The sequence below is a fragment of the Cupriavidus sp. SK-4 genome, assembly GCF_000611125.1.
Lineage (GTDB): Bacteria > Pseudomonadota > Gammaproteobacteria > Burkholderiales > Burkholderiaceae > Cupriavidus > Cupriavidus necator.
Genome location: NZ_JFJW01000033.1, coordinates 51,332 through 75,343 on the forward strand (window position 1 = coordinate 51,332; position 24,012 = coordinate 75,343).

Consider the following 24,012-nt stretch of genomic DNA (forward strand, 5'->3'; position numbering starts at 1 on the left):
AAAACAGTGTGCTTTGCGGGGAATGCATCTACCGAGATTAGGTCCCTCCCCACAGGCTGATGAAACGATCACCAAGATCTTGACGCTCAATCCGGTGGGTCTCTTTGGCCTTCAGGTCAGTCACGAGCCAGGATGACCCGAGCCCGCAAGCACATAAACTATAATCTTGGCGCCTTCCCGTACTTACTCTGTTCATCAAATAAAAGCAGTTGCGTCTTTTCAATCGCGCAATCGCACCAAGGTTCATGAAAATATTGCGACAAGGAAGTATCGATGTACAAGCAAAGCTATGGATGCCTGTGCGAGGTTGCCTTACGTTATTGTTGTTGGCCGGGCAAAATCTTCTGATTTTTTGGCGACATTACTTTGATGGCATCGCGTTCCCCGACGACTTCCTGTTGACTTATCACGCCATTCCGTACTACTGGATCGAGGCAGTCAAGTTGGGCAAGGGGATCGCCTGGATTCCTTTTCAGGGTATGGGGTATCCCTTGTTCCTGAACCTGCAAAGCGGAGAGTTTTATCTTCCGTTCTGGCTGTTTCCCTTGTTTGACGGAACATACACCATCCATGCCGCTGTCGTGATGCAAGGCGCGCACGTGCTGCTTGGAAGTATCGGCGCGGCCGTCTGCGCACGACTGTTGGGGGTGGGGTGGCGGGAATCCATGCTGGCGGGGATATTTTATCAATGCTTTGGGGGCTTCTACTCGAACTCCCAGCACCCCGATATTGTCAGAGCGTTTGCATTTCTGCCATGGTTGTGCGGCCCGGTATTTGCCGATTGGCGAATCAGGTCGACGTCATTGATGATTGGTGTCGTCACTCTGCCAATGTGGGTTTTTGCTGTATGGACCGGCGGGTATCCGGGAACCGCGATGGCAACGCTATTCGTTCTAGCGACGGTTAGCGTGCTACGCGCGCTTCGGGAACGTGACGTATCTGGTGTGGGCGTTTGGATACTGGTGGCGCTTGTTGCAGGAACGATGGTTGCCGGAATAGCCCTTGTGCCGGCGTTTCTTTCCTCTGGGGAAATTGGCCGCTCGAAAACCATTGGGACACTCGCTTATGACTACATGTTACCTGGCGACATTCTCTCGTTCGCATTCCCGATAAATAGCTCGTATTTCGGGCATGATATTTCAATGCGATCGTTCTTTGTCGGGTTTCCGGTTGTTGCGCTATTTTTAATGGGCATCGCCGAGGTTCGTCGCCGCATGATGTGGCCATTGATTTCCGGGCTGATCGCATTGCTGATGGCAGCCGGGCCCCTGCACCAGATTCTCGTATTAATGATTCCACCTCTCGGCTTGAGCCGGTTTGTGATGGCCGACTACCGAGCCCTCATTGGCCTCGTCGCTATTCTCGTGGCGGTGACAGTGTTGGATGATCATCAGGGTGGGAAAAGAGCCGGGAACATTTGGCCATTGTTGTTCGGGATTTTTGTATGGTATGGCGTGCACGCGCTGAATCTCGAGCGCGCCTATGCGAAAGAAGACCACATTGCCCTGCTGATGGTCTTGCTTGTCGTGGTGGCAGCTATCCTGAACAGATTCGCGGCAAGATTGCTTGGTTGGACCCTCGAGCCGTTGGTTTTCGTTGTTGGTGCCGTTTTTATTTGGTATTCGAGCTATCTCTTGAACGTCATGCCTACGCCGGCGCGAGCGGAGGTAATAAGCGTCATTAGGTGGCTGGCGATTCTTGCATTGGGCTTGAATTTCCTTTGCAGTCTTTTCATGAAAAAGAGCCTGGAGCCATTGTTGATAATATTCTCCGCCATTGTTGCAGCGTACATCGCCAGCACGCTGCTCGTTGCCAGGGTGAATCAGAATGGTGTCATGATCCCGATTGCCATCACTGCGGTCCTGACGATCGTGGCGCTGTCTCCCGTGTTCTTGCAGTCAGGAAGAGGGCTGGTGATGCCTGCGTTGGCGACAGTTGCAATATCGCACTGGATGTGCGTGACGTGGACCGAGAGGTATTTTGCGCCGCCGGCGCAAGACGGTACTGCATGGGTCGAATCAATTGCGGGGAAGTTCTCTGATACACGCGAAGCGTTGAAGCGTCAGTTGCGTACCGAGACATGCCGTGGTCCGCGCCATGACGTCCCGTTACCCACTGCGGACCGCTTTCCCTGGAGCGGCTACTACAGTGGTCAATACTTTATGCAAGACTATTCTGGGCCGATGAAATTCCAACGTCAGCAGAGCATCCTCGGCTCCGACGATCTGCGGGGCTTCGCAATGCTTCCATGGACCATGGTTGCGGTATCCGACCTTCATCGTACGCACGACGCAGATTTGTCCAAGGCTCCACGCGTGGACGCAGTATGTTCGGCGTATGGGACGACCGAGATTCGGTATCAGATTGACCTGGGCGTGCCCACAGCAGTTGTGGAGAACGAAATCTACTCCAAGGGATGGTCCGCGCGACTGCTCTGTGATGACTGCGGTTGGTCGGGCGGGGCGAAAGACATCTTTCCCGTTGACGTAAAGGGTTTCCGCGGTTGGCAGTTGCCAGCTGGGCGCTACGTTTTGATTGCTCGCTTTGATACCCCATACCGCACACTTGGTATGGCAATTACGCTGTTAGGCATAGGGCTTTGGATAGCCATCGGATGGTCGATCATGCGGCCGAAACGAATTTGGCTTTCCCGACAGACTGGCCGTGCAATAAAAGCGGACCCCTCGTAGTACCACAAATGCGTGCACAGGCCTACCTGGGCTGCTGTACAGGGGGCCTGGTACTTTAAAGCTGGCATCCCTTGACGTAAAATGTGTCCCCTCCCCCGGAAGTGATCAGCCCCAACCGAATCGGGAAGTTAACCTGGCGTCCAGCCATTGTTTGCGGAGAGCAATGTTGATACAGATAAACAGCCTTTCGGCGCGAATTTCCCGGAACCCACAGCTAGCCGAGGCGATCAATAGGGTACTTTCCAGCGGGTGGTTTGTCCTGGGCCCGGCATCGAGGCAATTCGAACGCGAATTTGCCGAGTATGTCGGCGTTGACCACTGCCTGGGCGTGGCCAATGGCACGGATGCTATTGAATTGGCGCTGAAAGCACTTGGCGTTACGCGTGGTGACCGCGTCGCGACTGCGGCCAATGCGGGGATGTATACGGCAACGGCCATCGAGATTGTTGGAGCCGAGCCTTTCTTCCTTGACGTCGATACTGATTCGCATGGTGTCACGTTCCAGGAAGTCGAGCGAGCCATTCTTGCCGGAATCAAAGCGGTTGTGGTTACGCATCTTTACGGTCGGGCCGTACCTGACATTGCTGCAATTGCACAGCTTTGTGCCGACCGGGGGGTACTGCTCATTGAGGATTGTGCCCAAGCTCACGGTGCCCGTATCGACGGGACATGCGTGGGCGGGTTTGGGGATGCAGCCACTTTCAGCTTCTATCCCACCAAGAACCTTGGTGCAATTGGCGACGGCGGCGCAGTTGTGACGAAGCATGCGGAGACAGCCGAGCGAGTCGCCCGACTTCGTCAATATGGCTGGTCGTCGAAATATCAAGTCGAAGTGGCCGGATCGCGCAACAGCCGTCTCGATGAACTGCAAGCGGCTGTCCTCTCGACTTTCCTGCCGTATCTTGATGCTGCGAATGCTCGCAGGCGTGAAATTGCTGCACGCTATACCGCGAGAATTGCTCACGACAAAGTTCTGACACCGCAGGCGGTGGGAGAGGCGTACGTGGCGCACCTCTACGTCGTGCGCAGCGCGCATCGGGATGCCCTGCGCACGCATTTGCATGATTTGGAGATCGGCTCCGACGTGCACTATCCCATCCCTGACTATCGGCAACCGGTTTTCGGAGAGCGTTTTGCAAACATTCGACTCGCAAACACCGAGCGCTTGGCAGGTGAAATTCTGACCTTGCCCTGTTATCCCGAAATGACCGACGCAGAGGTCGATAGCGTCATCTCCGCAGTCAATAGGTGGCGACCATGAAATTCTCGGTCATCATCCCTGTTTACAAGAACGAATCGTCTATTCCCCGTCTGTTGCAAACGTTGACGGATATGAATCGCCAACTGGACGGCGAGTTGGAAGTCGTATTCGTTGTCGACGGTAGCCCAGACCAGTCGTTTGCGCTATTGCGCGCAGCGCTCAGGGCCATGGATGTGCCGGCACAATTGTTGGCGCATTCACGAAATTTCGGTTCCTTTCCGGCGATCCGGACGGGGTTGGCTGCTGCCAGGGGAGATTTTTTTGGCGTCATGGCGGCAGATTTGCAGGAGCCGCCGGAACTGCTTGTCGAGTTTTTCCGGTCACTAGATGGCGATGAGTGCGATGTCGCCATTGGCACACGAGCAAGTCGAAGCGACCCTTACTTCTCCCGTATGGCATCCGGCATGTTCTGGTGGTTATACCGGCGGCTGGTGATTCCTGAAATGCCAGCAGGCGGCGTCGACGTTTTTGGCTGCAATCGGGTGTTCCGCGACCAGTTGCTTCAACTCGAGGAGTCGAGATCGTCGCTGATTGCGCTGATTTTCTGGCTAGGTTTTCGCCGCAAGCTCGTAAGCTACGGGCGACGAGTCCGCCAGGAAGGGAAGACCGCATGGACTTTCCGAAAAAAGGTGGACTACATGATGGACAGTATCTTCGCGTTCACCGATTACCCTATCCGATTGCTGACCAAGATTGGCATCGCAGGCTTCTTGCTGTCCAGTATTCTTGGCGGAATCGTGCTGGTCGGTCGCCTGTCGAATAGCATCGATGTTCCCGGTTATGCGACCGTCATGATAGTGATCATGTTCTTCGGAACTCTCAATTTATTCGGGCTTGGGCTGGTGGGAACGTATGCGTGGCGCGCTTACGAAAACAGCAAGAAGCGACCATTGGCGGTTATTTCCGTTCGACAGAAAAATTCAATTCAGTCCTATGCCGAGTAATTTCACAGTTCATGGTTCTGCCGATGTGCAATCGAATGACATCGGGGCAGGCACGACTATTTGGCAATCCGTAACGGTCCTCCCGCGCGCGCGCATCGGCAGTGACGTCAACATTAATGCGCAATGCTTTGTCGAAAACGATGTTGTTATCGGAGACCGCGTGACCATCAAGTGTGGGGTTTACGTATGGGACGGTATCCGTCTGGGCAATGATGTATTTGTGGGCCCCAATGTTACGTTTAGCAACGACAAATTTCCGCGGTCGAAGGCTTACCCAGAAGCTTTCCTCCAGACTGTCGTGGAAGATGGCGCCTCGATCGGCGCCGCTGCCGTGCTGCTGCCGGGAATTGTGATTGGTCAAGGCGCGATGATCGGCGCCGGGGCGGTGGTCACGCGATCTGTGCCTCCCTATGCAATCGTCACGGGCAATCCGGCCCGTATTGTCGGGTACGTTGAAAACGCGGCCTCGCCCGGTGGCGCGGTCAAAAGTACGTCTGTGAGGGCGCCTGAGCAGCTGCTAGACGCTCGAGCACATGTCGGCGTAAGCGGTGTGACACTTCATCGTCTAAAGCGCGTCCATGATATGAGAGGTGATCTCTCCGTTGGGGAGTTTCCTCGAGACATCCCGTTCGACCCCAAGCGTTATTTCCTGGTATTCAATGTACCGAGCGAAGAAACCCGGGGCGAGCACGCTCATCACAAATGTCATCAGTTCCTGATTTGCGTTAGAGGAAAATGTTCAGTGGTCGTTGATGATGGCAAGGTCCGGTGCGAGATCGCACTCGAATCACCAGAGACGGGCCTGTATCTGCCACCACTGACCTGGGGCATCCAGTATAAGTATTCGAGCGATGCAATGCTTTTGGTGTTTGCGTCGGACGAATATGATGCCGATGACTATATTCGCAATTACGCGGAATTTGTCGAAATAACTAAACAAAAAAACGGGCTTTGACTACAATTTTTTCCGGAAGCAGCGTACAGCGGTGGGGGCGATTCCTTCTCGGAGGTGGGATAAACACTTTCGTGACCTACGCGCTGTACCTCGCCTTCAAGCTCGTGGTTGGATATCAGACTGCATATCTTGCCGCCTATGTGATCGGCGTTGTTTTTTCGTATTGGTTTAACTCGCACCTGGTCTTCAAAGTGGCCTTTTCCTGGGTAAAGTTTCTTTCGTATCCAATGGTCTACGTTTTTCAGTACTGCGCTTCGGCCTTGCTGCTGCATGGATTAGTCGAATTCGCTGGAGTCAACGTATCGTTTGCACCGCTTATGGTTACGGCGGCGATGGTGCCGTTGACTTATGTCATGAGCAAGCTGATTCTGAAAGGAACGCCGCGCGGCTAATGTCGCGGGCTCATCCACACCTGAGCGCGAGTCTATGCGGGAAAGCAGTGACACGACTGTTGTAGATTCGTTTGAAAGCGTCCGCCAATCGAGTCTGTCCCTCAATATCTTGGAACGGATGTAGCTAACGCGGCCACGCCTCAACCGTTTTCCTATGCTTAGCCGCGCACTTCCCCAGCGCGCCCAATGCGTCCCGCATCATCCATTCCTGCCAGGCGTCATAATCAGCGGCGGCCGGCGCGTCCGCCCTGAAATCGTCAGGGCGGCAGTCAAGTCAGTGGCAGAGGCTGCTTCGCATTTCGAAATTCCTTCACGGCGGCATCGACCTTAGCGCCGAGGGTGGTCTGGGTGACGTTAAACTCGTCAGCCTTGGCGCGGATGGCGTCGCTGGCTTTGCCGATGTCCTCGATCGCCTTGTTGGCGCTGACCAGATCGGACTGAGCGTTGGCCGTCTTCATTCGATCGATCTGAGCGTCCTTGCGCCCGCCATTGACAGTCCAGCCGGCTGCGAAGATCGCCGTGGCTAGAGCGGCGGTGCCGATCGCGCGCCACGGGATATTGATAGGAATCGAAATCACGCCACACCCCGCTTCACTAGGTGCCGCAGCTCCAGCCGCCACACCCCCCACAGCACGCCCAGGGCGACAGCAGCGTTCAGTGCCACCTCGGGGTCGCTGTGGCACGCCCACGGCGAGACCATGTTCCCGAATGCAGCGAAATTGACCAGCAACAGGATCAGCGCGCCGCCCGTGCGATTCGGCACCTTGTGCGTAAGCACGGCCCAGATCGAGCTGGCGAAGATGATGGCGTTTGCCGCCAGGTTGATGCTCTGCATCTCAGCTCCCCGTGACGCGGCGACGGATAGCGTCCATCCACTCGGGAATCTGCTGCATCCCGTTGTTGACGATCGCCAGACCGAACACAGCAGAGGCGGCCACAGCCAGCATGTGGGTGTAGCTGCCCGGTACCAGGCCGAACCGTTCCACCGCAAAGCCGCCGACAAGGCAGCCGATACCCAGGCTCCCCAGAAAGGAAAGCCCGCGCTGCCACCAATTCCCTGGAATGAACCGCAATGCGATCGCCGAGCCCAGCGCAGCTGCGCCACCAATTTTCGCCACCACCACGACTTCTTCGTTCATTGTCAGACCCCGTTATCAACCCCACCGTGCAGCAGGTACTGTGCCCTCAGGGCTTCGAATTTATGTTCCCGCTGCCCGTACCCCGCGCCTGGCAGGCTCGCCTATTCCTTCCTGCACTTCGTGATCGCCTCGGACAGCCGACCGGCCTGGATGTCGGCAAGCGCGCCGCGGCGGGTGATCAGGTAGACGGCCACCTTGTCCTGAGCGGCAGGACTGAAGTCGGTGACGCCGCACGCGCGGCTGGCCCAGTCCCAGGTGTCCGTTCTGATCTTTCCCGGGATGGCGGCCATGACCTGGTACCGCCCAGCAGCGTTACTCCAGCCCCACCTGGTCAGCACGGGGATGCGCGGGTGCTTGTCGTAGCCTTGGAACAGCGCGCGGCCAGCACCGCTACGTAGTAACTGATAAGGGGGCTCCCGTCGGAGCATCCAGGGACTGGACGACGTCAAATTTGCGCCGGTGCGTCAGGATCGTGGGCTGCGTAGACATTCTCAACAACGGGCCATGACGAACTTTGGCGAACGTCGATTCGGCGCGAAGCCTTGATTTACTTGGGATGAGAGAACTTTGGCGAACTGCCTTGAACTATTCTGTGGTCCCGCCGACAGGAATCGAACCTGTATCTAGCGCTTAGGAGGCGCTCGTTCTATCCATTGAACTACGGCGAGGGACAGGACTGTCAGGATCGGGAACCGCAGGCGCGGTGATCCTGGAGACGGCCCGAAGTATATCAAAATCCGCACCTGCCCGGCTCGCCGGCGGTGGCGGACCCGTCCCGCCGGCCTCGCCCGGCAAGGCGGCCGGACGACGGCAGGCGCGTCGGCCGGCCGGCATGGCGCAGGGCGCGGCGCCCTGGCCGATGGTGGCCGCGGGCGCAGTTGACGGCGGCAGTGGCGCAACTGCGGTGGCAAGCTTGTCCGCGCAGGTTGCAGCGCAGTTCCCAGTCGATCAGTCCGGACATGGCAGGCTCCTCGATTCGGTGATGTGCCGCGCGGTTCAGGCGAGGCTCAGGCCCAGGTTCAGGCCGCCCAGTTGGGCTTGCAGCAGCGCGCCCAGCAGCAGCCAGCCGATGTGCAGCGCGGCGCGCGGGCGGCGCATGCATGTTTCCACTTGCTCGCTGCGGCTTTCGCCGGACAGGCACCAGGAGCAGAAATGCTCACAGTTGTTGGTCAGCAAGTGGTAGGCGTTTTCGCCCACGCGGGAACGGGCGCGTTCGACGGCCTGGGGGCCGGCGAAGCGCGCGCAGGGTTCCGGCCTGACGGCGATGCCGAAACCGGCGGCGAAGGCTTCGAGGGTAGTTTCTTCTACCGGCGCGGCTTGCAGGGAGCGGGCGAAACCGGCGTAGTGGATGACGCGCCCGGCGCCGGCATAGATCCCATGATGGGCGTAGCCGTGGCGTTCCGTGACCAGGTGGGCGCCGAGCGGCAGCGGGTCGGCGAAACGATCGTCGCTGCCGGTAGCGCGTTCTTGTTGTTCCTGGATGTTCATGGCTGGCCTCGGTCTGTCTGGTTGCTGCAGGCATTGCTGCTTCATGCCAGACCAACCGCATCAACCATGCCAATACCAGGGAGGCACGGCAGGACAACGGTTTGGCGCGAATCCGGGGGTTTTGGAGGGGATGGAGTGTCGGATGGCAGCCAACCGCGTGGCGGCAACTCTGTTGGCTGCCAGCCACCATTCGCCGCGCGCCGCGAGGCCTGGGCGGGCTAAGCGGCAGGATCGCGCGATGCGTACGCTGTGGTGGGCGCATCCCGACACTGGCTGGCCGGGTGTCGGGTCCAGGCCAACGTGGCTGGCCTGCCGGGGTGGGCCCCGTTGTCCCCACCCCGCCCTGCAGCCCGCGCCAGCCTTGGGTTTCCAGTCACCCTCCTGCCGCACTCATGCGATGGCACGCGCCTTGCTCAATACCGGTACCGCCCCCGGCGCCACGCCACATCCACCGGAGACCGAACATGGCCACCCTTGCAATCAACGACCTCGCCAGCTGCCGCGAACTTGCTCCCGCCGCCATGGCCCGCGTGCGCGGCGCCGGCGGGCAGTGGGTGTTCGGGTGGATCCGCCCGTTCGTGCCCTCGTCTCCGCTGCCGCTCGGGACGGTGATCAACTTTTACGAGATCAACTACAGCTTCTATGCTGATCAGATGAACAACCAGTTCCAGAACATCGACATCCGCAACAACGCGCCAAACGCCAATATCAATGTCCAGGGCGACCAGGGCGCGAGGAACGACGGCCGGCTGATCTGATGCTGATCTGAGCGCCAGCGCCGCCGTGGCAGTGCCCCGGCTGGTCCGGGGCTTGACGCGGACCGGAGACAAGATTGGGTTTCGACTCGCACTTCCAGTGGACCTCGGCCGCATGCACGGACGTCGGGCGCGTGCGCGAACGCAACGAGGACGCTTGCCTGGACCTGCCCGGCCAGGACCTGTGGGCAGTGGCCGACGGCATGGGCGGCCATGCCGTGGGGGACTTCGCCAGCCAGGCGGTGGTCCAGGCGCTGGCCACGCTGCCGCCGCAGCCCCGGCTGGAAGACCGGGTCGACGCCACGCGCGCGGCGCTGCAGGGCGTGAACCTGGCGCTGGTCGATGAAGCGGCGCGCCTGGGTGTGCGCTGCATCGGCAGCACGGTGGTGGTGTTCCTGGCGGGCGATCGCCGTTGCGCCTGCGTGTGGGCCGGCGACAGCCGCCTGTACCGGCTGCGCGGCGGCCAGTTCGCTCGCCTCACGCGCGACCACAACCAGGTCGAGCGCCTGCTGGCGCGCGGGCTGATCACCGCGGAAGAAGCGCGCCACCATCCCGCCCAGAACACCATCACGCGCGCCGTCGGCGCGGCCCCGACGCTGGCGCCGGAGCAGCTGCTGACCGAGGTCGCCGATGGCGACGTCTACCTGCTGTGCAGCGATGGCCTGAGCAACGAGGTGGACGATGACGACATCGCGGCGGTGCTTGCGCAGCAGGACGTTGCGCAAGCCGCGCTGACGCTGGTGCAGATGGCGCTCGATGCCGGCGGCCGCGACAACGTGTCGGTGGTGGTGCTGCGTGCGGCGGACCCCTACGGCTCTGACAAGACGCTGGTTAATCCGGAGCTGGACGCCTGAAGGCCCGACCGCCGGCAGCCTCGCCCCCCTACCCCTTGCCGCCTTCGGCCTGCCGGTTGGCGCGAAAATCCTTCGAGTGGATGCCGTGCTTCTTCAGCAGCATCTGCAGGTGCGAGCGGTTCATGTCGAAGCGCCGCGCCAGTTCGGCGACGGTGCCGCCGACTTCCTGCAAGCCCCGTTCGAGGAAGGCCCGCTCGGCCTCGTCACTGGCGGCGCGCTTGGCTTCGCTCAGCGACGTCGCCATGGTGATGTCCGCGGCTGCCGTGCCCGCGCCGACCACCGCCAGCGCGGCCGGCCTGGGCCGGATGTCCTGTGGCAGGTGGGCCAGGTCGGCGGTATCGCCGGCCAGGCAGCTCAGCCGGTACAGCAGGTTGCGCAGCTCGCGGATATTGCCCGGGTAGTCGTAGTGCAGCATGAAGTCGCGCAGCCGCGGCGTCAGCTTGAGCGGCCGGCGCTTGAGCATGCCGGCGGCCTCGTCACTGAAGTACGACACCAGCAGCGGGATCTCGTCGCGCCGCTCGCGCAGCGAAGGCAGGCTGACGTGGATCACGCTCAGGCGGTAGAACAGGTCCTCGCGGAAGGTGCCGGCCTGGCTCATGCGGCGCAGGTCCTTGTTGGTGGCCGCGACGATGCGCGTATCGACCGAGATCGCCTCGTCCGAGCCCACGCGCTGGATCTCGTGCGCCTCCAGCACGCGCAGCAGCTTGACCTGCCCGGTCAGCGGCAGCTCGCCGATCTCGTCCAGGAAGATGGTGCCGGTATGCGCGCTCTCGAACTTGCCGCGGCGGTCGTTGCTGGCGCCGGTGAAGGCGCCCTTCTTGTGGCCGAACAGCTCGGATTCGAGCAGGCTGTCCGGGATCGCGCCGCAGTTGACCGAGATAAACGGCTTGTCGGTGCGTGAGCCGTTGGCATGGATCACCTTGGCCATCAGCTCCTTGCCGGTGCCGCTCTCGCCATCGATCAGCACCGGCAGGTCGGTCGGCGCCGCCTTCTCGGCAATCTCCAGCGCTTCCAGCAACTTGGGGTTGTCGCCGAAGGTCCCTTCGAAAATAAAGCTGCGCTCCACCAGCGCCTGCCGGCGCTCGCGCGGCATGCGCTCGACTTCTTCCTGCGGCGGCGCGGCCTCGGCCGATGCGGCCTGCACGAAGCGCTCCTTGTGCGACAGCCCCATCACCTCGTCGCGCAGCGTGGTGGCCTGCTTGAGCAGCTTCTCGATCTCGGGACGGTCAAGCCGCGACGACCAGCGCAGCGTGGAGCGCAGGATCTCGATCTTCTCGATCAGGCCGGCGAACGACACCGGCGAGGTGGCCGAGGCGGGGGTGGCACCCTGGTTGTATAGCTTCATGCTGCACTCAGTTGCTTCTGCACCAGTTGGAAATACATGCCCTTGCGCTCGATCAGCTCCTCATGCCTGCCCTGCTCGACGATGGCGCCTTCATACAGCACCAGGATCTTGTCGGCCTGCATGATGGTGCTGAGCCGGTGCGCGATGATGACCGCGGTGCGCCCGCGCAGGATCTCCTGCATATTGGCCAGGATGTTGCTCTCTGACTGCGTGTCGAGCGCCGAGGTGGCCTCGTCGAACACCAGCAGGCGCGGGTCGTGGTACAGCGCGCGGGCAATACACAGGCGCTGGATCTGCCCGCCGGAAAGCCCGATGCCGCGCTCGCCCACCACCTGCTCGTAGCCCAGCGGCAGCTTGCTGATAAAGGCGTGGGCATCGGCCATGCGCGCCACCTCCTCGATGCGGCGCCGGTCAGGGCTGTCGTCGCCGCAGGCGATGTTCTCGGCGATGGTGCCCGAGAACAGCAGGTTGGACTGCATCACGTAGCCCACCTGCGCGCGGTAAAACGCCGCGTCGATCACGTTCAGGTCGTAGCCGTCCACCGTCATCGAGCCCTCGGTAGGCTTGTAGAAGCCCACCAGCAGCTTGGCCAGCGTGGTCTTGCCGGAGCCGCTGCGCCCGACGATGGCCACCATCTCGCCGGGGCGGATGGCAAAGCTGATGTTCTCCAGCACATAGGGCGTATCTTCGCCGCCGTAGCGGAAGTACAGGTCCTTCATCACGATCTCGCCCTGCAGGTCGGGCAGCATCACGCGCGACAGCACGTCCTGCGGCTTCTGCTCGGGCTCCAGGTCGAGCACGTCGCCCAGCCGCTCCATCGCCACGCCGGCATCGTTGAGCTGGCCCCACAACGCCACCAGCCCCATCAGCGGCGCCAGCACGCTGCCCATGAAGGCATTGAAGGCGATCAGCTGGCCGATGGTGAGCTCGCGCTCCAGCACCAGCGTCGCGCCCACCCACAGCACCGCGATGGTGGTGGCGGCGTTGAGCAGCTGGCTCACCAGCCCCACCAGGATATGGAAGGCCTGCGCCCGGTATTGCGCGTCCAGCGCCTTGGCGTACTTGCGCTCCCAGCGCAGCCGCACCGGGCGCTCGATGCCCATGCCCTTGACGGTCTCGGCGCCGCCCAGGGTTTCCATCAGGTAGGCCTTGGCATCGGTCGATGCCGAAAACACCTCGCGCGCATAGGTCTTGACCTTGGGCGTCACCACCACCGTCAGCGCGGCGATCGGGATCACGAAGGCGATCAGCAGCAGCGTCAGCTTGACGTTGTAGAGAAACATGATGGTGAAGTAGATAAACACCATCAACAGGTTCAGCGCCGTGGTCACGGTCGACTCGGTCAGGAAAGCGCGAATGGTCTGGTTTTCCTGGAAGCGAGCGAAGATGTCCCCGGTCTTGCGCTTGGCAAAGAACGACAGCGGCAGCGACAGCGTGTGCTTGAAGAAGTGCGACATCATGGCGAAATCCATGTTGCGCACCATGAAGTTCGCCAGGTAGGCGCGAATCGTCGACATCAGCTGCGAGAACACGTTGGAGATGATCAGCCCCGCGATCAGCAGGTTCAGCAGCCCCACGTTCTGGTGCACCACCACGCCGTCCAGGATGTTCTGGATGATCAGCGGCGGCACCACCCCCAGCATCTGGATCACGAAGGTGGCCAGGAACAGGTGGGCCAGGATCCTCTTGTACGGCGCCAGGTAGCCGATAAAGCGCAGCCACGGCGAGCGCGACACCGACAGCTGGGTCATGCTCTCGCCCGGCGTGAACAGCAGGCAGGTGCCGCTCCAGCCGCGCTCGAACTCCTCGGCGCTCATCTTGCGGAAGCCGATGGCCGGGTCAGCCACCCACACCCAGCGTGACGAGATCCCGTACACCACCACGTAGTGGTAGCCCTCCCAGTGCACGATAAAGGGCAGCTCGAAGCCCATCAGCGAATCCCGCGTGCACTGCACCCCGCGCGTGGTGAAGCCAAGCGCTTCGCCGGCGCGCGCCAGGCTGTCCAGCGTGGCGCCCTGGGTGGTTACATTGGCCAGTTCGCGCAGCTTGCCCAGCGTCATCGGGATGCCGTAGTGCCGGCAGATCATCGCCAGGCAGGCCGCGCCGCAATCCATCTCCTCGGCCTGCTCGACCAGCGCGAAGCGGCGGATCAGTTTTTCGCCGAGCTCGGGCTTGGAATGCAGGTCGAGCAGCACCGGGCGCTTGCGCCGTTCGGCCAGCTTCTTCTGCCGATGCAGCTCACGGTCCAGCACGCGGATGCGCTCTTCCAACACCTCGCGCAGGCGCGGGTTGCGCTCCAGGATCAGCTGCACCGTCTTCTCGGGAATCACCAGCAGGCGCACGTCGGTCTCGGCGATGGCCGAGGCCAGCTGCTCCTGCCGCATCACGCAGGCACGCTCGCCGAAGATGTCGCCCTGCCCCAGCGTCGCCAGCGGGTACTCGCTGCCCTCTTCGCTGCGCACGATGCGCACGGTGCCCTGGCGCACCACGTACAGGCGCCGGTCTTCGCGCCCGTCCTGCTTCAGGATCTCCTTGCCGGCCGCCACGCGCTTGACGCCGACGCTGCGCACGGCGTCTTCCAGCTCCTGCTTGTCGAGCTTGCCGCGCAGGTCGAACAACCGCGCGACAAAGCCGCCGGCCGAACTGATCGCGACATAGCTAGTGATAAACGCAAGCGCCGCCGGGTTGCCGGCCACCACGGGCTCGCCCACGCTGCGCGGGATCATCAGCAGCTCGGTCTTGCCCGAGGCGCGCACCGACGACTCATGCCGGTAGTCGCGCAGCAGTGCGATATCGGCAAAGACCTCGCCGGCCTTGCGCACGCCCATGCTGATTTCCTTGCCGTGCTCCTCGTTGAACACGCGCACCGAGCCGGACTTGACGATAAACAGGCCCGGCGCGGCTTCGCCGGCATTGCAGACGGTGTCGCCAAAGCCGAAGGTCAGCACCTGCGCAGCTTCCGCCAGGCGTGCCAGCTCCTGCGGCGTCAGCACCGACAGGATCTCGACGGAGGCGAGGAAGGCGGCCAGCGCCGATCCTGCCTCCGGCTGGTCCGGGGCAGCCGGAGCGGCGGGCTCGCCGCTCGCGCTAGCGGGCTTCGATGACATGTTCCTGCGCCCTGGCCATCAGCCAGTCTTCGCGCAGCAGGCGGCGCACTTCCACCGCCACCTCGCTGTCGAGCGTGGCCGGGTGCTTGTCGCGCACCAGAAAGACTTCGAAGAAGGAACGGTCAGCCGCCGGGAACGGTCCCAGCAGGTCGCCCGGCTCGGCATTGAACACCTTGGCCTCGATATCGGTCTTGAGCGAGCCGCGCAGCACCTTGCCGATCTCACCCCCGCGCTCGCGCGTGTCAGCGATGGAATGCTCGCGCGCCATCTCGGCAAAGGCGTCAGGATCGTCCTGCAGGTACGAGATCAGCTCCTTGGCCTTGCCCTCGCTGTCGACCACGATATGGCTGACCTCGATGCTGTCGAAGCGCGGCGAATTGAGCGCAAAGTACGCCTGCACCGCGGCCTCGCTGCAGACCTGCTCCATCATCCGCTCCTGGTACAGGCTGTCGGTGACAAAGGCCTCGAATTCGTCCAGGCTGATGTTCAGCGCATCCAGGTAGTGATTCATGTCGGCGGCGCGATGCAGGCCCTGCACGCGGCGGAACTGGTCCGCGCGTTCCTGGATCTCCTCCGGCGTGACCACCACGCCCTGCCGCTTTGCCGCGTGCACGGTCAGCTTGTCGCGCACCATCTGCTCGACCAGCCCTTCGAACTGTCCGGTCAGCTTGAGCAAGCGCACGAACTCCTCGAAGCCAAGCACCTCGTCGTCGATACGCACAATGCCAGTCATTTTCTCGGCTCCTTTGACGCCCGCGCGGTTGCGCGCCAGGCTGTCCAGATGTTCTGCGCCAGTCTTTCCCCGCTGCGTCAGCCGGCCACTTCGCGGAAGGGGTCAAGCCCCAGGTCGATCAGGCGGCGTTCGCGCACCACGATCTCCGCCGTGGCGGTCATGCCATAACGCAACGGATATTTGTTGTCGGCCACGGCGTAGTAGTCGCGCGCCAGACGCACGCGGCCCTCGTAGACCGGTTGCTTGTCAGGCCCGCCCGGCTTGGTCGCGGGCGAGATGAATTCCAGCGTGCCCTCGATGATCCCGTAGCGCTGGTACGGGAAGGCACTGAACTTGAGCTTGACCGGCAGGCCCTCGCGCAGGAAGGCGCGGTCACGCTCGGCGATGACGATTTTCACCACCGGGCGCGCATCCTTGGGGGCAATGCCGCCCAGCGGCGTGTTGGCCTGCACCTTGTCGCCGCGCTGGGTGGAGGTGACATCGGTGATCACACCCGACACCGGCGCCAGGATCAGCAGGAAGTTGTCCTTGTCGATATTCTCGAAGCGGATGCGCGCTGCCGCATCCGCCACCAGGCGGGCGGTCTGCACCTGCAGGCGCAGCTTGTCCTCGGTGTTGGCGATCTCGCGCAGCGCCGCGTCGTACTGCACGCGCAGCCCGGCCAGGTCCTGGCCGCTGCTTTCGAGCTGGGAACTGGCCTGGGTAAGCTCGCGGCCCAGGCGTGCGTCCAGCTCCGTCAGCCGCGACTGCGCCACACGCAGGTTGTTCTCCGCGTCCTGCGCCGCGGCGCGCTTGGCATCCACCTGCGACTGCGAAACGCCACCGCCACCCGGCAACGCCAGCAGGCGCGCGTAGCGGTCCTGCTCCTGGCGCGCGAATTCACGCGCGCGCCGGGCGTTCTCGAGGTTGCTGCGCGCTTCCTGCAACTGCGCGCGCTGCTGTTCGGCAAGCCGCGTGGTGCCTTCGGCGATACGGGTCTCGTGCTGGCGCGTGGCCACGTCGATCTGCTGCTTGAGCGCCGCCGCGCGGCGTTCCATCAGCGCCTTCTTGTCGGGGAACTGCTTCCATTCGCGCTCGGAGTCTTCCAGCTTGAGCTGCGCTTCCAGCGCATTGGCCGCGGCCTCGATCGCGCCGCGCGCATTCAGGCGCGCCAGCACGTCGTCCTTGGACACGGGTTGCCCTTCGGCCACGTAGAGGTCGGCCAGCTCGCCGTCCACCGGGGCATAGAAGCGGCGCACCTCGGATTCCGGCGCCAGCGTGCCCTGCGCCGTGACAATGACATCGGCATGGCCGACGAAGGACCACACCAGCCCGCACAACACCAGCGCGAAAGTCGTGACGATGGTCAGCAGTCCCAGGCGCGACGGCTCGGCGCTCAGCAGGCCGATGCCCTCGGCGCTGTGGTCTTCCAGCGCCTCGGAGAGTGGCTTGAGGCCGCCCTGGCGCGCATCGTCCTTCATGGCTGCCCCGCTTGCGGTGGCGCCGCGGCAGCCGCGGCAGGTTCCGGCGCCTTGCCGGTGTCTTCACCGCCGATCAGTTCCAGCTTGGCCTTGAGCACGGCGGGATCGAGCACGGTGCGCAGCTCGCGCATTGCGTGCCGCTGCTGGTCGGCCTCGGCGCGGATCTCTTCCTCGATCTTGGCGAGCTGCGCCAGGTCGGCGCTCTCGCCGGCGCGCAGTTGCGTGAAGATGCGCATGCCCTGGCGCGCGTCATCCTGCGCCTGCGACAGCAACCGGGCCTGCGCGCGGAACTTGGGCGAGATGCCGGGCTCGAGCCGCTGCTCGCTGCCGATCACGCCATTGCTGCGGTATTGCTTCCATGCGGCGACGGCGCTGCCCATCAGCTCCCGCGCGCGCCGCAGGGCACTGTCGCGCACGCCGTTGACGTCGGCCTCGACCGCCTTGGCGAAGTGGCCGTCTTCGTCGGCATCGAGCATGGCGTAGAAGCCCAGCAGCCGGTCCTCATAGCCCTTGCTGCCGCGCGCGGACTGCAGCTCGGCGTACTGCGCCGCCACCTTCTGCTTGTGCGACAGGTCGCGCGCCAGGTCGTCGGCCCAGGTGCCGCCGCTGATCTGCTTGATCCCCGCGAGCGCAGCGGCGCTGTCGCCCTGCTGCCACGCCCTGGCCGCACCGGCATACTGGCGCACCATCTCCGGCGGCGGCAGGCGCGCGGCCAGTTGGTTGAACTGCGCCTGGAACGGCGGCGTGGCGAAGCGGCTGTCGGCAAGGCGCGCCACCAGCGGCCCGGGCCGGCGCGCGCGCAGTGCCTGCATCAGCGCGGTGTAGCGGTCCAGGTCTGACTGCACGCGGTCCAGCCCGGCCAGGCGCGGATACTTCTCGCGGTACTCGGCGATGACCGGCTGCAACGCCTCCGGGCGGTCGCGGCCGAGTTCGGCAGCAATGGTGGCGTTCAGCCGGTCGATCGCCGCCAGGTAGACCGAGGCGTCGTTCTGCAGGCGGCGCACGTCGCTGAGCGCATCGGCATAGAGATCGCGGAACGCCGGCACATCGGCCGCGATGCGCCCGAGCGCGCGCTGGTGCGCGGTGGTGTCCTGGTTCCAGTACGCCAGCAGTTGCCGGATCGGCGCCTCGTCGGTGTAGAGGCGGATCGGCGCGTCGGCGCCGCGCTGCGCGGTGAAGCGTTCGAGCCGGCCGATCCAGTCGAGCTCCGCCACCAGCGGCCGCGCATCGGCATTGTGCGCGCTGAGCTTGCGCATCCGGGCCAGCACGGCATCGGCGCCGCTGAAATCTCCGGCCTTCAGCCTGGCGGCGAAATCGGGCACGTCAGCACGCATCAGTGCCTCGGTGCCGATGGCCTGCACCTGGGCATCGCCGGGATGGCGCGCCAGGTAGTCGTCGGCGGCCTGCGCCGCGCGCGCGTGATCGCCGGCGGCAAACAGCGCCTGCACTTCGCGCTCCGGCGCACCGCGCCAGTACATGGCCGCGCCCGCCAGTATCGCGAGCGACAGCAGCGCGCCGCCCCATCGCGCCGCGCGCCGCGTGCGTACGGAATCGTCCAGGCCGAACTGCCTGGCACCTTCGGCCAGCAGCAGCGCGGCACGTCCGCGCTTGCGGCTTGCCTGCGCGCCGTCGTGCGCGGCCGTGGCCGCCGCGGCCTGTGCCTCGGCCTCTGCATTGACCTCGTCGTCCTGCTGCGCGGCGTAGTCGACGCAGAAGATGTCGAGGAAGGAATCGGCCGCACCGACAAAGGTGGTGCGGTCATCCTCGTCGCGCGCGGGCGAAGCCTGGGATGCGGGCGGCGTGTCCGGCGCTACGACAGGCTGCAGCATCGAATGCGTCGCGGTGGCATCGCCGTCGCCGGTGCGCTGGACCTGCGCCTTGTAGACAAAGTGGTTGCCGCCAAAGGCGATCAGGTCACCGTCGTCCAGCGGCACGCCGTGGTCGGCCAGGCGCTTGCCGTTGACGAAGGTGCCGTTGGTGCTGCCCAGGTCCTCGACGAACGGCACGCCACCCTTGAGGTACACGTGCGCGTGGCGCCGCGACAGGTAGTTGACCTGCTGCGGATAGCTGTCGCGGTAGCGCGCGAAGGCGTCGTCGGCCTTGCTGATCAGGTACGGGAAACCATCCACGTGCAGCGGCTGCAGCCCGACATCGCCACGTTCGGGCACCAGCGTCACCGCCACCCGCGGCGGCTCGGGCTGCGCCGCGCGCGGCGACAGCCGGACCCGGAACGACAGCGCCGGCCCGAAGGCCACCTCGTCGCCATCGCTGAGCTGCGCCGGCTGGCGCGCCACCGCCGTGCCGTTCACGCGCGTGCCGTTCTTGCTGCCGAGATCCGCCACATAGACCGCGCCATGCTCGGCGAAGATGCGCGCATGCCGGCGCGACAGCGGCGCGGCCAGGTCTTCCGGGTAGGCGGCGAACGGCAGTTCGCTGCGTCCGACGGCGAACAGGTCTTCGTCGATGCGGATCTCGCCCAGCTCCGGGCGCGACACGGGCGTCAGGAATACATCGAATTCCTGCGCCAGATCCTGAGAGAATTCCCGCGTGAATCCCTGGGCCATTTTCACCGGCATTTCCATGATCAGTGCTTCGTCAGGAGCCATGTTTCCAGCAAGCCAACAGCGCGGCTGCCGCGGTGGCAGGCCAGGGGGTGAAGCGACTATGAACATAGTAGGCGACGGCTAAGGCTAGTCAATCGACCGCGGGAACGCGCGGTTGGCACGGGAGCGGCACATGCAGCGGGGCAAGCGGCCAGGGCTACGGATGCGTTGCGCAACGCGTTGCTTACGCCGGCATCACATGAACACCGCCACGGAACCTCTGGCAGCACTTATTGCACTGGATTCGAGGCCGCGTTGCGCACATCGGTATCGGGCCAGCCACCGCCAAGCGCCTTGTACAGGGTGACGGTGTCGGCCAGGATCTGTTGGTGGACCGCCAACAACTGCAGTTGCGCGGCCAGCAGCGAGCGCTCGGTCTCAAACACTTCCAGCTGCGAGACCACGCCCTCTTTCAGTTGCGCCTCGATCTGCGCGGACACGACGCGCAGCTGCTCAACCTGCTGCTGCAGCTCGATGCGCTGCTTCTTGTGCGCGTCGACATTGACCAGTGCGCTCTCCACCTCTTCGAACGCGGTCATCACGGTGCGGCCATATTCGTTTTCCGCCACGCCCACCTGTGCCTCGGTGGTCTTCACGCGCGCGCGCACGCTCGGGTCGAGCATCGGCAGGTTGATGCTGGGCATGAAGCCGAAGGTGAAGGACTTGAGCAGGTCGCTCAGCGCAAAGCTGGCGGTGCCGCCGCGCGCGGTCAGGCTGATGGTGGGCAGTTGCGCCAGGCGGGCCTGGCCGACGATGTTGTACGCGGCCAGCACGCGGTACTCCGCCGCCACCACGTCCGGGCGGCGCGCCAGCAGTTGCGACGGCAGCCCGGCCGGCACCGCGGGCGGCTGCACGCGGTCCTGCAGCCGCCCCGCCGGCACCTTGAGATTGCCCGCCGGCACGCCGACCAGCGTGGCCAGCGCGTTTTCAGCCACATCGCGCGAACGGCGCAGCTCCAGCAGGTCCTTGTTCAGGCGGTTGATTTCCGCCTGCTGCTGCATCACGCGGATCTTGGGCACCAGGCCGTTCTGGTACATGGCCTGGTAGGTCGACAGGATCTGGCCGTTCTTGGCCACGGTGCGCGCCTGCTGCTCGATCTGCTCGTCGAACTGCAGGATCTGGAAGTAAGTGGTCGATACATTGGACACCAGGGTCAGGTAGCCGGCGCGCCAGTCGGCCTCGGTGGCGCGGAACTCGGCGGTCTGCGCCTGCACGCCCTTCTCGACCTTGCCCCAGATGTCGATGTCCCAGTTCAGCTGGGCGCCGGCGTTATACGTCCAGGTGGACTTCTGCCCGGTGCTCTTCTCGAAGCTCGCACCGGCGCCGATATCGATCACCGGCAGCCCGCCGGCACGGGCCTCGCCGATCTGCGCGTTGGCCACGCGGATGCGCGCCGCCAGCACCTTGATGTCGTAGTTGCCGGAAAGCGCCTGGTCGATCAGCTTGTTCAGGTAAGGATCCTTGAAGCCCAGCCACCAGTTGGGCTGTACCGTTTCGGCCGGCGATACCGTGATCGATTCCTGGCGCGTCCATTCGGCCTTGGCCGGAGTCTCGGGGCGCTGGTACACCGGCGGCCGGAAATCGGCGCAGCCAGCCAGCAACGCCGTGCAGGCCGCCAGCGCGGTCAGCCAGGCGGTACGGTGCGGCGCGGCGGTTGACGCAACCCCGGGCGAGGCAGTGATGGATTCGGGCACGATGGGTTCCTGCGTGCGACGGCGGCGGGCGGGATACGCCTGGGATAGCCCAAGGCATGCCGGGGCCGCGAAGTCTGTCTGTATTGTGGTGCGCGCTGGCGCGCGCTCCAACCCCGATATGCAAGGGGTCAACAAAAGCGCCGCGGGGCCCCCCCCGCGGCGCAGCACCATCTCAACAACCTTCTCAACGATAGATGTTGTTGCTGGCGTTCTGGTTGGTATCCACATGCGAACGGACATGGTCGAGGAAGGCCGAGCCATTGCCGTTCATATTGGTGACGGACTGCAACTGCGCGATTTCCTGCTTGGCGGTGATGCTGCTGTCGAATGCGAGCTTGATCGGCGCGTACACGGCGGCGAAGGGCAGGTACGACAGGCCGCCGCGCACGGCGTGCATGCGCTTGCGGTCGAGGGTTTCGGTGGCGGACAGGTCTTTGATGGTCAGCGTAGTCATGATGGTCTCCGGTATCGGCAAGAAGCAGCTGGCTGGCGCGCAGGGCTCAGCGGTAGATGTTGTTGGTGGCGTTCTGGTTGGTGTGCACGTCGGACTTGACGTGGTCCAGGAAGGCCGATCCGTTGCCGTTCATATTGGTGACGGACTGCAATTGCGCGATTTCCTGCTTGGCGGTGATGCTGCTGTCGAACGCGAGCTTGATCGGCGCATACACGGCGGCGAAGGGCAGGTAGGCCAGGCCGCCGCGCACGGCGTGCATGCGCTTGCGGTCGAGGGTGTCGATGGTGGTCAGGTCGGTGATGGTCAGCGTGGTCATGATGGTCTCCGGGTAGAGGAAGGTGTTGCCTTGGTGGTTGGTCGAGCATCGGGTTGGTGTCGCGCTCAGGAGGGACAAACGCAGGGAGCGTGCCAGCCCCGGCGCCATGCCCGCGCGGATCACGGAAGTGCCTGTAAACACGGGGTTTTTCGCCGCAGCCGGGGGCCGGCCGCGGATGCGCGGCGAGTTGGCGCCAGGGCGCACTGGCGGGGCGCAGCCAACAGATTGCGCGTCGATGTTGGATGGCGCGCGACACTTTCGGCGCCGGCGCAAAAAAAGGCGGCGCACACGCGCCGCCGTTACCGCAAGGTCCGGGTCACTTCACATAGATCGTGATCTTCTTCGAATAGACCGGCGGGTTGGTGGGAATGTGCTTGTCATCTCCCATCAGCAGCTGCAGCGTGTGCTTGCCAGGCGGCAGCTCGATCATGGTCTCGGTCTCCCCCGCCCCAAAATGCAGGTGATTGCGGTCATTGGGGATTTCCTTGTCCATCGGCGGCAGGTCCACATCGACAAGCAGGTGATGGTGCCCGGTATTGGGATACTTCACGTCCTTCGGCGCCACCCCCATATTGCGCAGCCCGAACCACACCTTGAATGGCTTGCCCGCGGGCATGGTCTGCCCGTCGTTGGGCCAGCCGATATACAGGTAGGCGTTGGGCGGCGCTGGCGTCGAGCCACCCTGCACCACCGCTGAAAGCAGCAGGCTGGCGGCAAAGACAGCCGCGGCAAATAGTCTGGACATGGTGCTCTCCCCTGTTTGCTGATCGGCCTGGTTCGGCATCCGCGGCGCGCGCTGCACCGCTATTTCACCGTGATCGTGATCTTCTTCGAATAGATCGGCGGCTCGAACGGCACGTGCTTGGCATCGCCCATCAGCAACTGCAGCGTGTGCTTGCCGGGCGGCAACTCAATGCGCGCGTCGGTCTCGCCCGCGCCGAAGTGCAGGTGGTTCTTGTCCGAAGGGATTTCCTTGTCCAGCGGCGGCAACTCGGTGTCGACCAGCAGGTGGTGGTGCCCGCAGCGCGGCGACTCGACGCCCTTGGGGCACACGCCCATATTGCGCAGGCCCATGCGCACCCAGAACTTGCCGCCGCTGATGACCGTGCCATCGTGCGGCCAGATGATGTAGGCCTCGGCATTGGGCGGGGCGGCCGTCGACAGCGACAGCGACGGGGCCGCGGCCAGGGCGGCAACCGCCAGCAGGCGGAACAGGAATCGTCTGGACATACGCGGCGCCTCCCGGAGGACAGTCCGAAACCCGATCACGTTGTCCCGAAAGCCCATTCTTGTTGCTTGTTGGTCAGCGCTCGGCGATTCGTCATTCAGGTTAGGTCGCTAGCCCGGAAAAAGCGAACCCGGCGCGTCGCGGCCGCATGCCAATGCCCCGCCGGAGACACAAGCGCTGTGCTATCTTGAAGCAAGCCGGTCGACGTCTCGGCAACACCACAATGCGCCCCCGACGCAGGTGCCGGCAGCTACCGGCATGCAGCGGGATCGCCGCGGCTCCAGCGAGGTGTGAAGATGTGGCGCAATCTACCAGTCGTATGCGCGGCCTCCATGGCCGCCATGGCCGCGATGCTCGCCGGCGCGCCGCTGCCTGCGCAGGCGGCCACGGAACCGCTGCTGCTCGCCGGCATCATGCCCAAGAACACCGACGAGCAGTACGAGCTGAGCTTCTGGGAATCGATCAAGAACAGCAATTACGCCGGCGACTACGAGGCCTACCTGAAGCAGTACCCCAACGGGCGCTTCGCGGTGCTGGCCAGGGCGCGCCTGGAGCGGCTGGCGGCGTCCGCCTCCGCTCCCAAGGCGCAGGCGC

General features: G+C 63.7%; 22 protein-coding genes, 1 tRNA gene and 1 pseudogene. 8 read left to right on the plus strand and 16 right to left on the minus strand.

Annotated elements, in window-relative coordinates; translation table 11 throughout:
• Positions 1–245: 245 nt before the first annotated feature.
• The 5 genes from CF68_RS07040 to CF68_RS07060 all read left to right on the plus strand — a co-directional run bounded on the left by CF68_RS07040 (position 246) and on the right by CF68_RS07060 (position 6,242).
• The gene (locus CF68_RS07040) at positions 246–2,690 is read left to right on the plus strand and encodes a hypothetical protein (RefSeq protein ID WP_152548460.1); all 2,445 of its coding nucleotides are present in this window, start codon (positions 246–248) and stop codon (positions 2,688–2,690) included.
• 163 nt (positions 2,691–2,853) lie between these two features.
• Entirely contained in the window at positions 2,854–3,951 is a 1,098-nt protein-coding gene (locus tag CF68_RS07045) for a DegT/DnrJ/EryC1/StrS aminotransferase family protein (RefSeq protein ID WP_035816999.1), read from the plus strand.
• A complete protein-coding gene (locus tag CF68_RS07050; protein WP_035817001.1) occupies positions 3,948–4,895 on the plus strand; it encodes a glycosyltransferase family 2 protein in 948 nt (315 codons plus the stop codon). The genes CF68_RS07045 and CF68_RS07050 overlap by 4 nt, the downstream gene beginning before the upstream one ends.
• Complete coding sequence (locus CF68_RS07055; protein WP_035817002.1) at positions 4,885–5,850, plus strand: WxcM-like domain-containing protein; 966 nt, start codon at positions 4,885–4,887, stop codon at positions 5,848–5,850. The genes CF68_RS07050 and CF68_RS07055 overlap by 11 nt, the downstream gene beginning before the upstream one ends.
• On the plus strand, positions 5,847–6,242 hold the full coding sequence (locus tag CF68_RS07060; RefSeq protein ID WP_255351086.1) for a GtrA family protein: 396 nt from the start codon (positions 5,847–5,849) through the stop codon (positions 6,240–6,242). The genes CF68_RS07055 and CF68_RS07060 overlap by 4 nt, the downstream gene beginning before the upstream one ends.
• Positions 6,243–6,511: 269 nt before the next feature.
• Here the strand turns inward: CF68_RS07060 and CF68_RS07065 are convergent, their stop codons facing one another.
• The 6 genes from CF68_RS07065 to CF68_RS07090 form a co-directional block, all read right to left on the minus strand.
• Positions 6,512–6,820, minus strand: coding sequence for a hypothetical protein (locus CF68_RS07065; RefSeq protein WP_035817003.1), 309 nt, complete (start codon positions 6,818–6,820; stop codon positions 6,512–6,514).
• Positions 6,817–7,077, minus strand: a complete 261-nt coding sequence (locus tag CF68_RS07070) for a hypothetical protein (protein WP_035817004.1) — start codon at positions 7,075–7,077, stop codon at positions 6,817–6,819. The genes CF68_RS07065 and CF68_RS07070 overlap by 4 nt, the downstream gene beginning before the upstream one ends.
• Position 7,078: 1 nt before the next feature.
• On the minus strand, positions 7,079–7,381 hold the full coding sequence (locus tag CF68_RS07075) for a hypothetical protein (RefSeq protein WP_035817005.1): 303 nt from the start codon (positions 7,379–7,381) through the stop codon (positions 7,079–7,081).
• A gap of 101 nt (positions 7,382–7,482) precedes the next feature.
• On the minus strand, positions 7,483–7,671 hold the full coding sequence (locus CF68_RS39140; RefSeq protein ID WP_200872533.1) for a hypothetical protein: 189 nt from the start codon (positions 7,669–7,671) through the stop codon (positions 7,483–7,485).
• Between the two features lie 303 nt (positions 7,672–7,974).
• A tRNA-Arg gene (locus CF68_RS07085) sits at positions 7,975–8,049 on the minus strand.
• A 328-nt stretch (positions 8,050–8,377) separates the two neighbouring features.
• Positions 8,378–8,869, minus strand: a complete 492-nt coding sequence (locus CF68_RS07090; protein WP_035817006.1) for a lecithin retinol acyltransferase family protein — start codon at positions 8,867–8,869, stop codon at positions 8,378–8,380.
• Positions 8,870–9,333: 464 nt separating this feature from the next.
• Between CF68_RS07090 and CF68_RS07095 the strand changes: the two genes are divergently transcribed.
• Positions 9,334–9,627, plus strand: a complete 294-nt coding sequence (locus CF68_RS07095) for a hypothetical protein (RefSeq protein WP_011615772.1) — start codon at positions 9,334–9,336, stop codon at positions 9,625–9,627.
• Positions 9,628–9,701: 74 nt separating this feature from the next.
• Complete coding sequence (locus CF68_RS07100; protein WP_035817009.1) at positions 9,702–10,478, plus strand: PP2C family serine/threonine-protein phosphatase; 777 nt, start codon at positions 9,702–9,704, stop codon at positions 10,476–10,478.
• A gap of 28 nt (positions 10,479–10,506) precedes the next feature.
• Here the strand turns inward: CF68_RS07100 and CF68_RS07105 are convergent, their stop codons facing one another.
• The 10 genes from CF68_RS07105 to CF68_RS07150 all read right to left on the minus strand — a co-directional run bounded on the left by CF68_RS07105 (position 10,507) and on the right by CF68_RS07150 (position 23,420).
• Positions 10,507–11,823 (minus strand): sigma-54-dependent Fis family transcriptional regulator, encoded by a 1,317-nt coding sequence (locus CF68_RS07105; protein ID WP_035817010.1) that lies wholly within the window; start codon positions 11,821–11,823, stop codon positions 10,507–10,509.
• Complete coding sequence (locus CF68_RS07110; protein ID WP_051591438.1) at positions 11,820–14,930, minus strand: peptidase domain-containing ABC transporter; 3,111 nt, start codon at positions 14,928–14,930, stop codon at positions 11,820–11,822. Before CF68_RS07110 ends, CF68_RS07105 begins: the two co-directional genes overlap by 4 nt.
• On the minus strand, positions 14,911–15,663 hold the full coding sequence (locus tag CF68_RS07115; protein ID WP_035817011.1) for a peptidylprolyl isomerase: 753 nt from the start codon (positions 15,661–15,663) through the stop codon (positions 14,911–14,913). Before CF68_RS07115 ends, CF68_RS07110 begins: the two co-directional genes overlap by 20 nt.
• 77 nt (positions 15,664–15,740) lie before the next feature.
• On the minus strand, positions 15,741–17,123 hold the full coding sequence (locus tag CF68_RS07120; RefSeq protein ID WP_035817012.1) for an HlyD family efflux transporter periplasmic adaptor subunit: 1,383 nt from the start codon (positions 17,121–17,123) through the stop codon (positions 15,741–15,743).
• Entirely contained in the window at positions 17,120–19,729 is a 2,610-nt protein-coding gene (locus CF68_RS07125; RefSeq protein ID WP_035817013.1) for an FHA domain-containing protein, read from the minus strand. Before CF68_RS07125 ends, CF68_RS07120 begins: the two co-directional genes overlap by 4 nt.
• A 227-nt stretch (positions 19,730–19,956) precedes the next feature.
• Positions 19,957–21,420, minus strand: a complete 1,464-nt coding sequence (locus CF68_RS07130; protein WP_051591439.1) for an efflux transporter outer membrane subunit — start codon at positions 21,418–21,420, stop codon at positions 19,957–19,959.
• Between the two features lie 184 nt (positions 21,421–21,604).
• Positions 21,605–21,874, minus strand: coding sequence for a hypothetical protein (locus tag CF68_RS07135; protein WP_035817015.1), 270 nt, complete (start codon positions 21,872–21,874; stop codon positions 21,605–21,607).
• Positions 21,875–21,920: 46 nt separating this feature from the next.
• Positions 21,921–22,190: a hypothetical protein gene (locus CF68_RS07140; RefSeq protein ID WP_035817017.1), complete on the minus strand. Its 270-nt coding sequence runs from the start codon at positions 22,188–22,190 to the stop codon at positions 21,921–21,923.
• A gap of 316 nt (positions 22,191–22,506) precedes the next feature.
• Positions 22,507–22,935, minus strand: coding sequence for a DUF4399 domain-containing protein (locus CF68_RS07145; protein ID WP_035817018.1), 429 nt, complete (start codon positions 22,933–22,935; stop codon positions 22,507–22,509).
• 59 nt (positions 22,936–22,994) lie between these two features.
• Entirely contained in the window at positions 22,995–23,420 is a 426-nt protein-coding gene (locus CF68_RS07150; RefSeq protein ID WP_011615783.1) for a DUF4399 domain-containing protein, read from the minus strand.
• Between the two features lie 294 nt (positions 23,421–23,714).
• Here CF68_RS07150 and CF68_RS07155 point away from each other — a divergent pair.
• Positions 23,715–24,012 (plus strand): annotated as a pseudogene (locus tag CF68_RS07155) (formylglycine-generating enzyme family protein); the annotation flags it as partial.

Excerpts from the sequence above, each read along its gene's own strand:
- CF68_RS07145 (WP_035817018.1), bottom strand. The coding sequence starts at position 22,935 with ATGTCCAGACTATTTGCCGCGGCTGTCTTTGCCGCCAGCCTGCTGCTT.
- CF68_RS07050 (WP_035817001.1), top strand. The coding sequence starts at position 3,948 with ATGAAATTCTCGGTCATCATCCCTGTTTACAAGAACGAATCGTCTATT.
- CF68_RS07125 (WP_035817013.1), bottom strand. The coding sequence starts at position 19,729 with ATGGCTCCTGACGAAGCACTGATCATGGAAATGCCGGTGAAAATGGCC.
- CF68_RS07110 (WP_051591438.1), bottom strand. The coding sequence starts at position 14,930 with ATGTCATCGAAGCCCGCTAGCGCGAGCGGCGAGCCCGCCGCTCCGGCT.
- CF68_RS07090 (WP_035817006.1), bottom strand. The coding sequence starts at position 8,869 with ATGAACATCCAGGAACAACAAGAACGCGCTACCGGCAGCGACGATCGT.
- CF68_RS07095 (WP_011615772.1), top strand. The coding sequence starts at position 9,334 with ATGGCCACCCTTGCAATCAACGACCTCGCCAGCTGCCGCGAACTTGCT.
- CF68_RS07055 (WP_035817002.1), top strand. The coding sequence starts at position 4,885 with ATGCCGAGTAATTTCACAGTTCATGGTTCTGCCGATGTGCAATCGAAT.
- CF68_RS07075 (WP_035817005.1), bottom strand. The coding sequence starts at position 7,381 with ATGAACGAAGAAGTCGTGGTGGTGGCGAAAATTGGTGGCGCAGCTGCG.
- CF68_RS07150 (WP_011615783.1), bottom strand. The coding sequence starts at position 23,420 with ATGTCCAGACGATTCCTGTTCCGCCTGCTGGCGGTTGCCGCCCTGGCC.
- CF68_RS39140 (WP_200872533.1), bottom strand. The coding sequence starts at position 7,671 with ATGGCCGCCATCCCGGGAAAGATCAGAACGGACACCTGGGACTGGGCC.
- CF68_RS07140 (WP_035817017.1), bottom strand. The coding sequence starts at position 22,190 with ATGACCACGCTGACCATCACCGACCTGACCACCATCGACACCCTCGAC.
- CF68_RS07120 (WP_035817012.1), bottom strand. The coding sequence starts at position 17,123 with ATGAAGGACGATGCGCGCCAGGGCGGCCTCAAGCCACTCTCCGAGGCG.
- CF68_RS07105 (WP_035817010.1), bottom strand. The coding sequence starts at position 11,823 with ATGAAGCTATACAACCAGGGTGCCACCCCCGCCTCGGCCACCTCGCCG.
- CF68_RS07135 (WP_035817015.1), bottom strand. The coding sequence starts at position 21,874 with ATGACTACGCTGACCATCAAAGACCTGTCCGCCACCGAAACCCTCGAC.
- CF68_RS07040 (WP_152548460.1), top strand. The coding sequence starts at position 246 with ATGAAAATATTGCGACAAGGAAGTATCGATGTACAAGCAAAGCTATGG.
- CF68_RS07115 (WP_035817011.1), bottom strand. The coding sequence starts at position 15,663 with ATGACTGGCATTGTGCGTATCGACGACGAGGTGCTTGGCTTCGAGGAG.
- CF68_RS07070 (WP_035817004.1), bottom strand. The coding sequence starts at position 7,077 with ATGCAGAGCATCAACCTGGCGGCAAACGCCATCATCTTCGCCAGCTCG.
- CF68_RS07045 (WP_035816999.1), top strand. The coding sequence starts at position 2,854 with ATGTTGATACAGATAAACAGCCTTTCGGCGCGAATTTCCCGGAACCCA.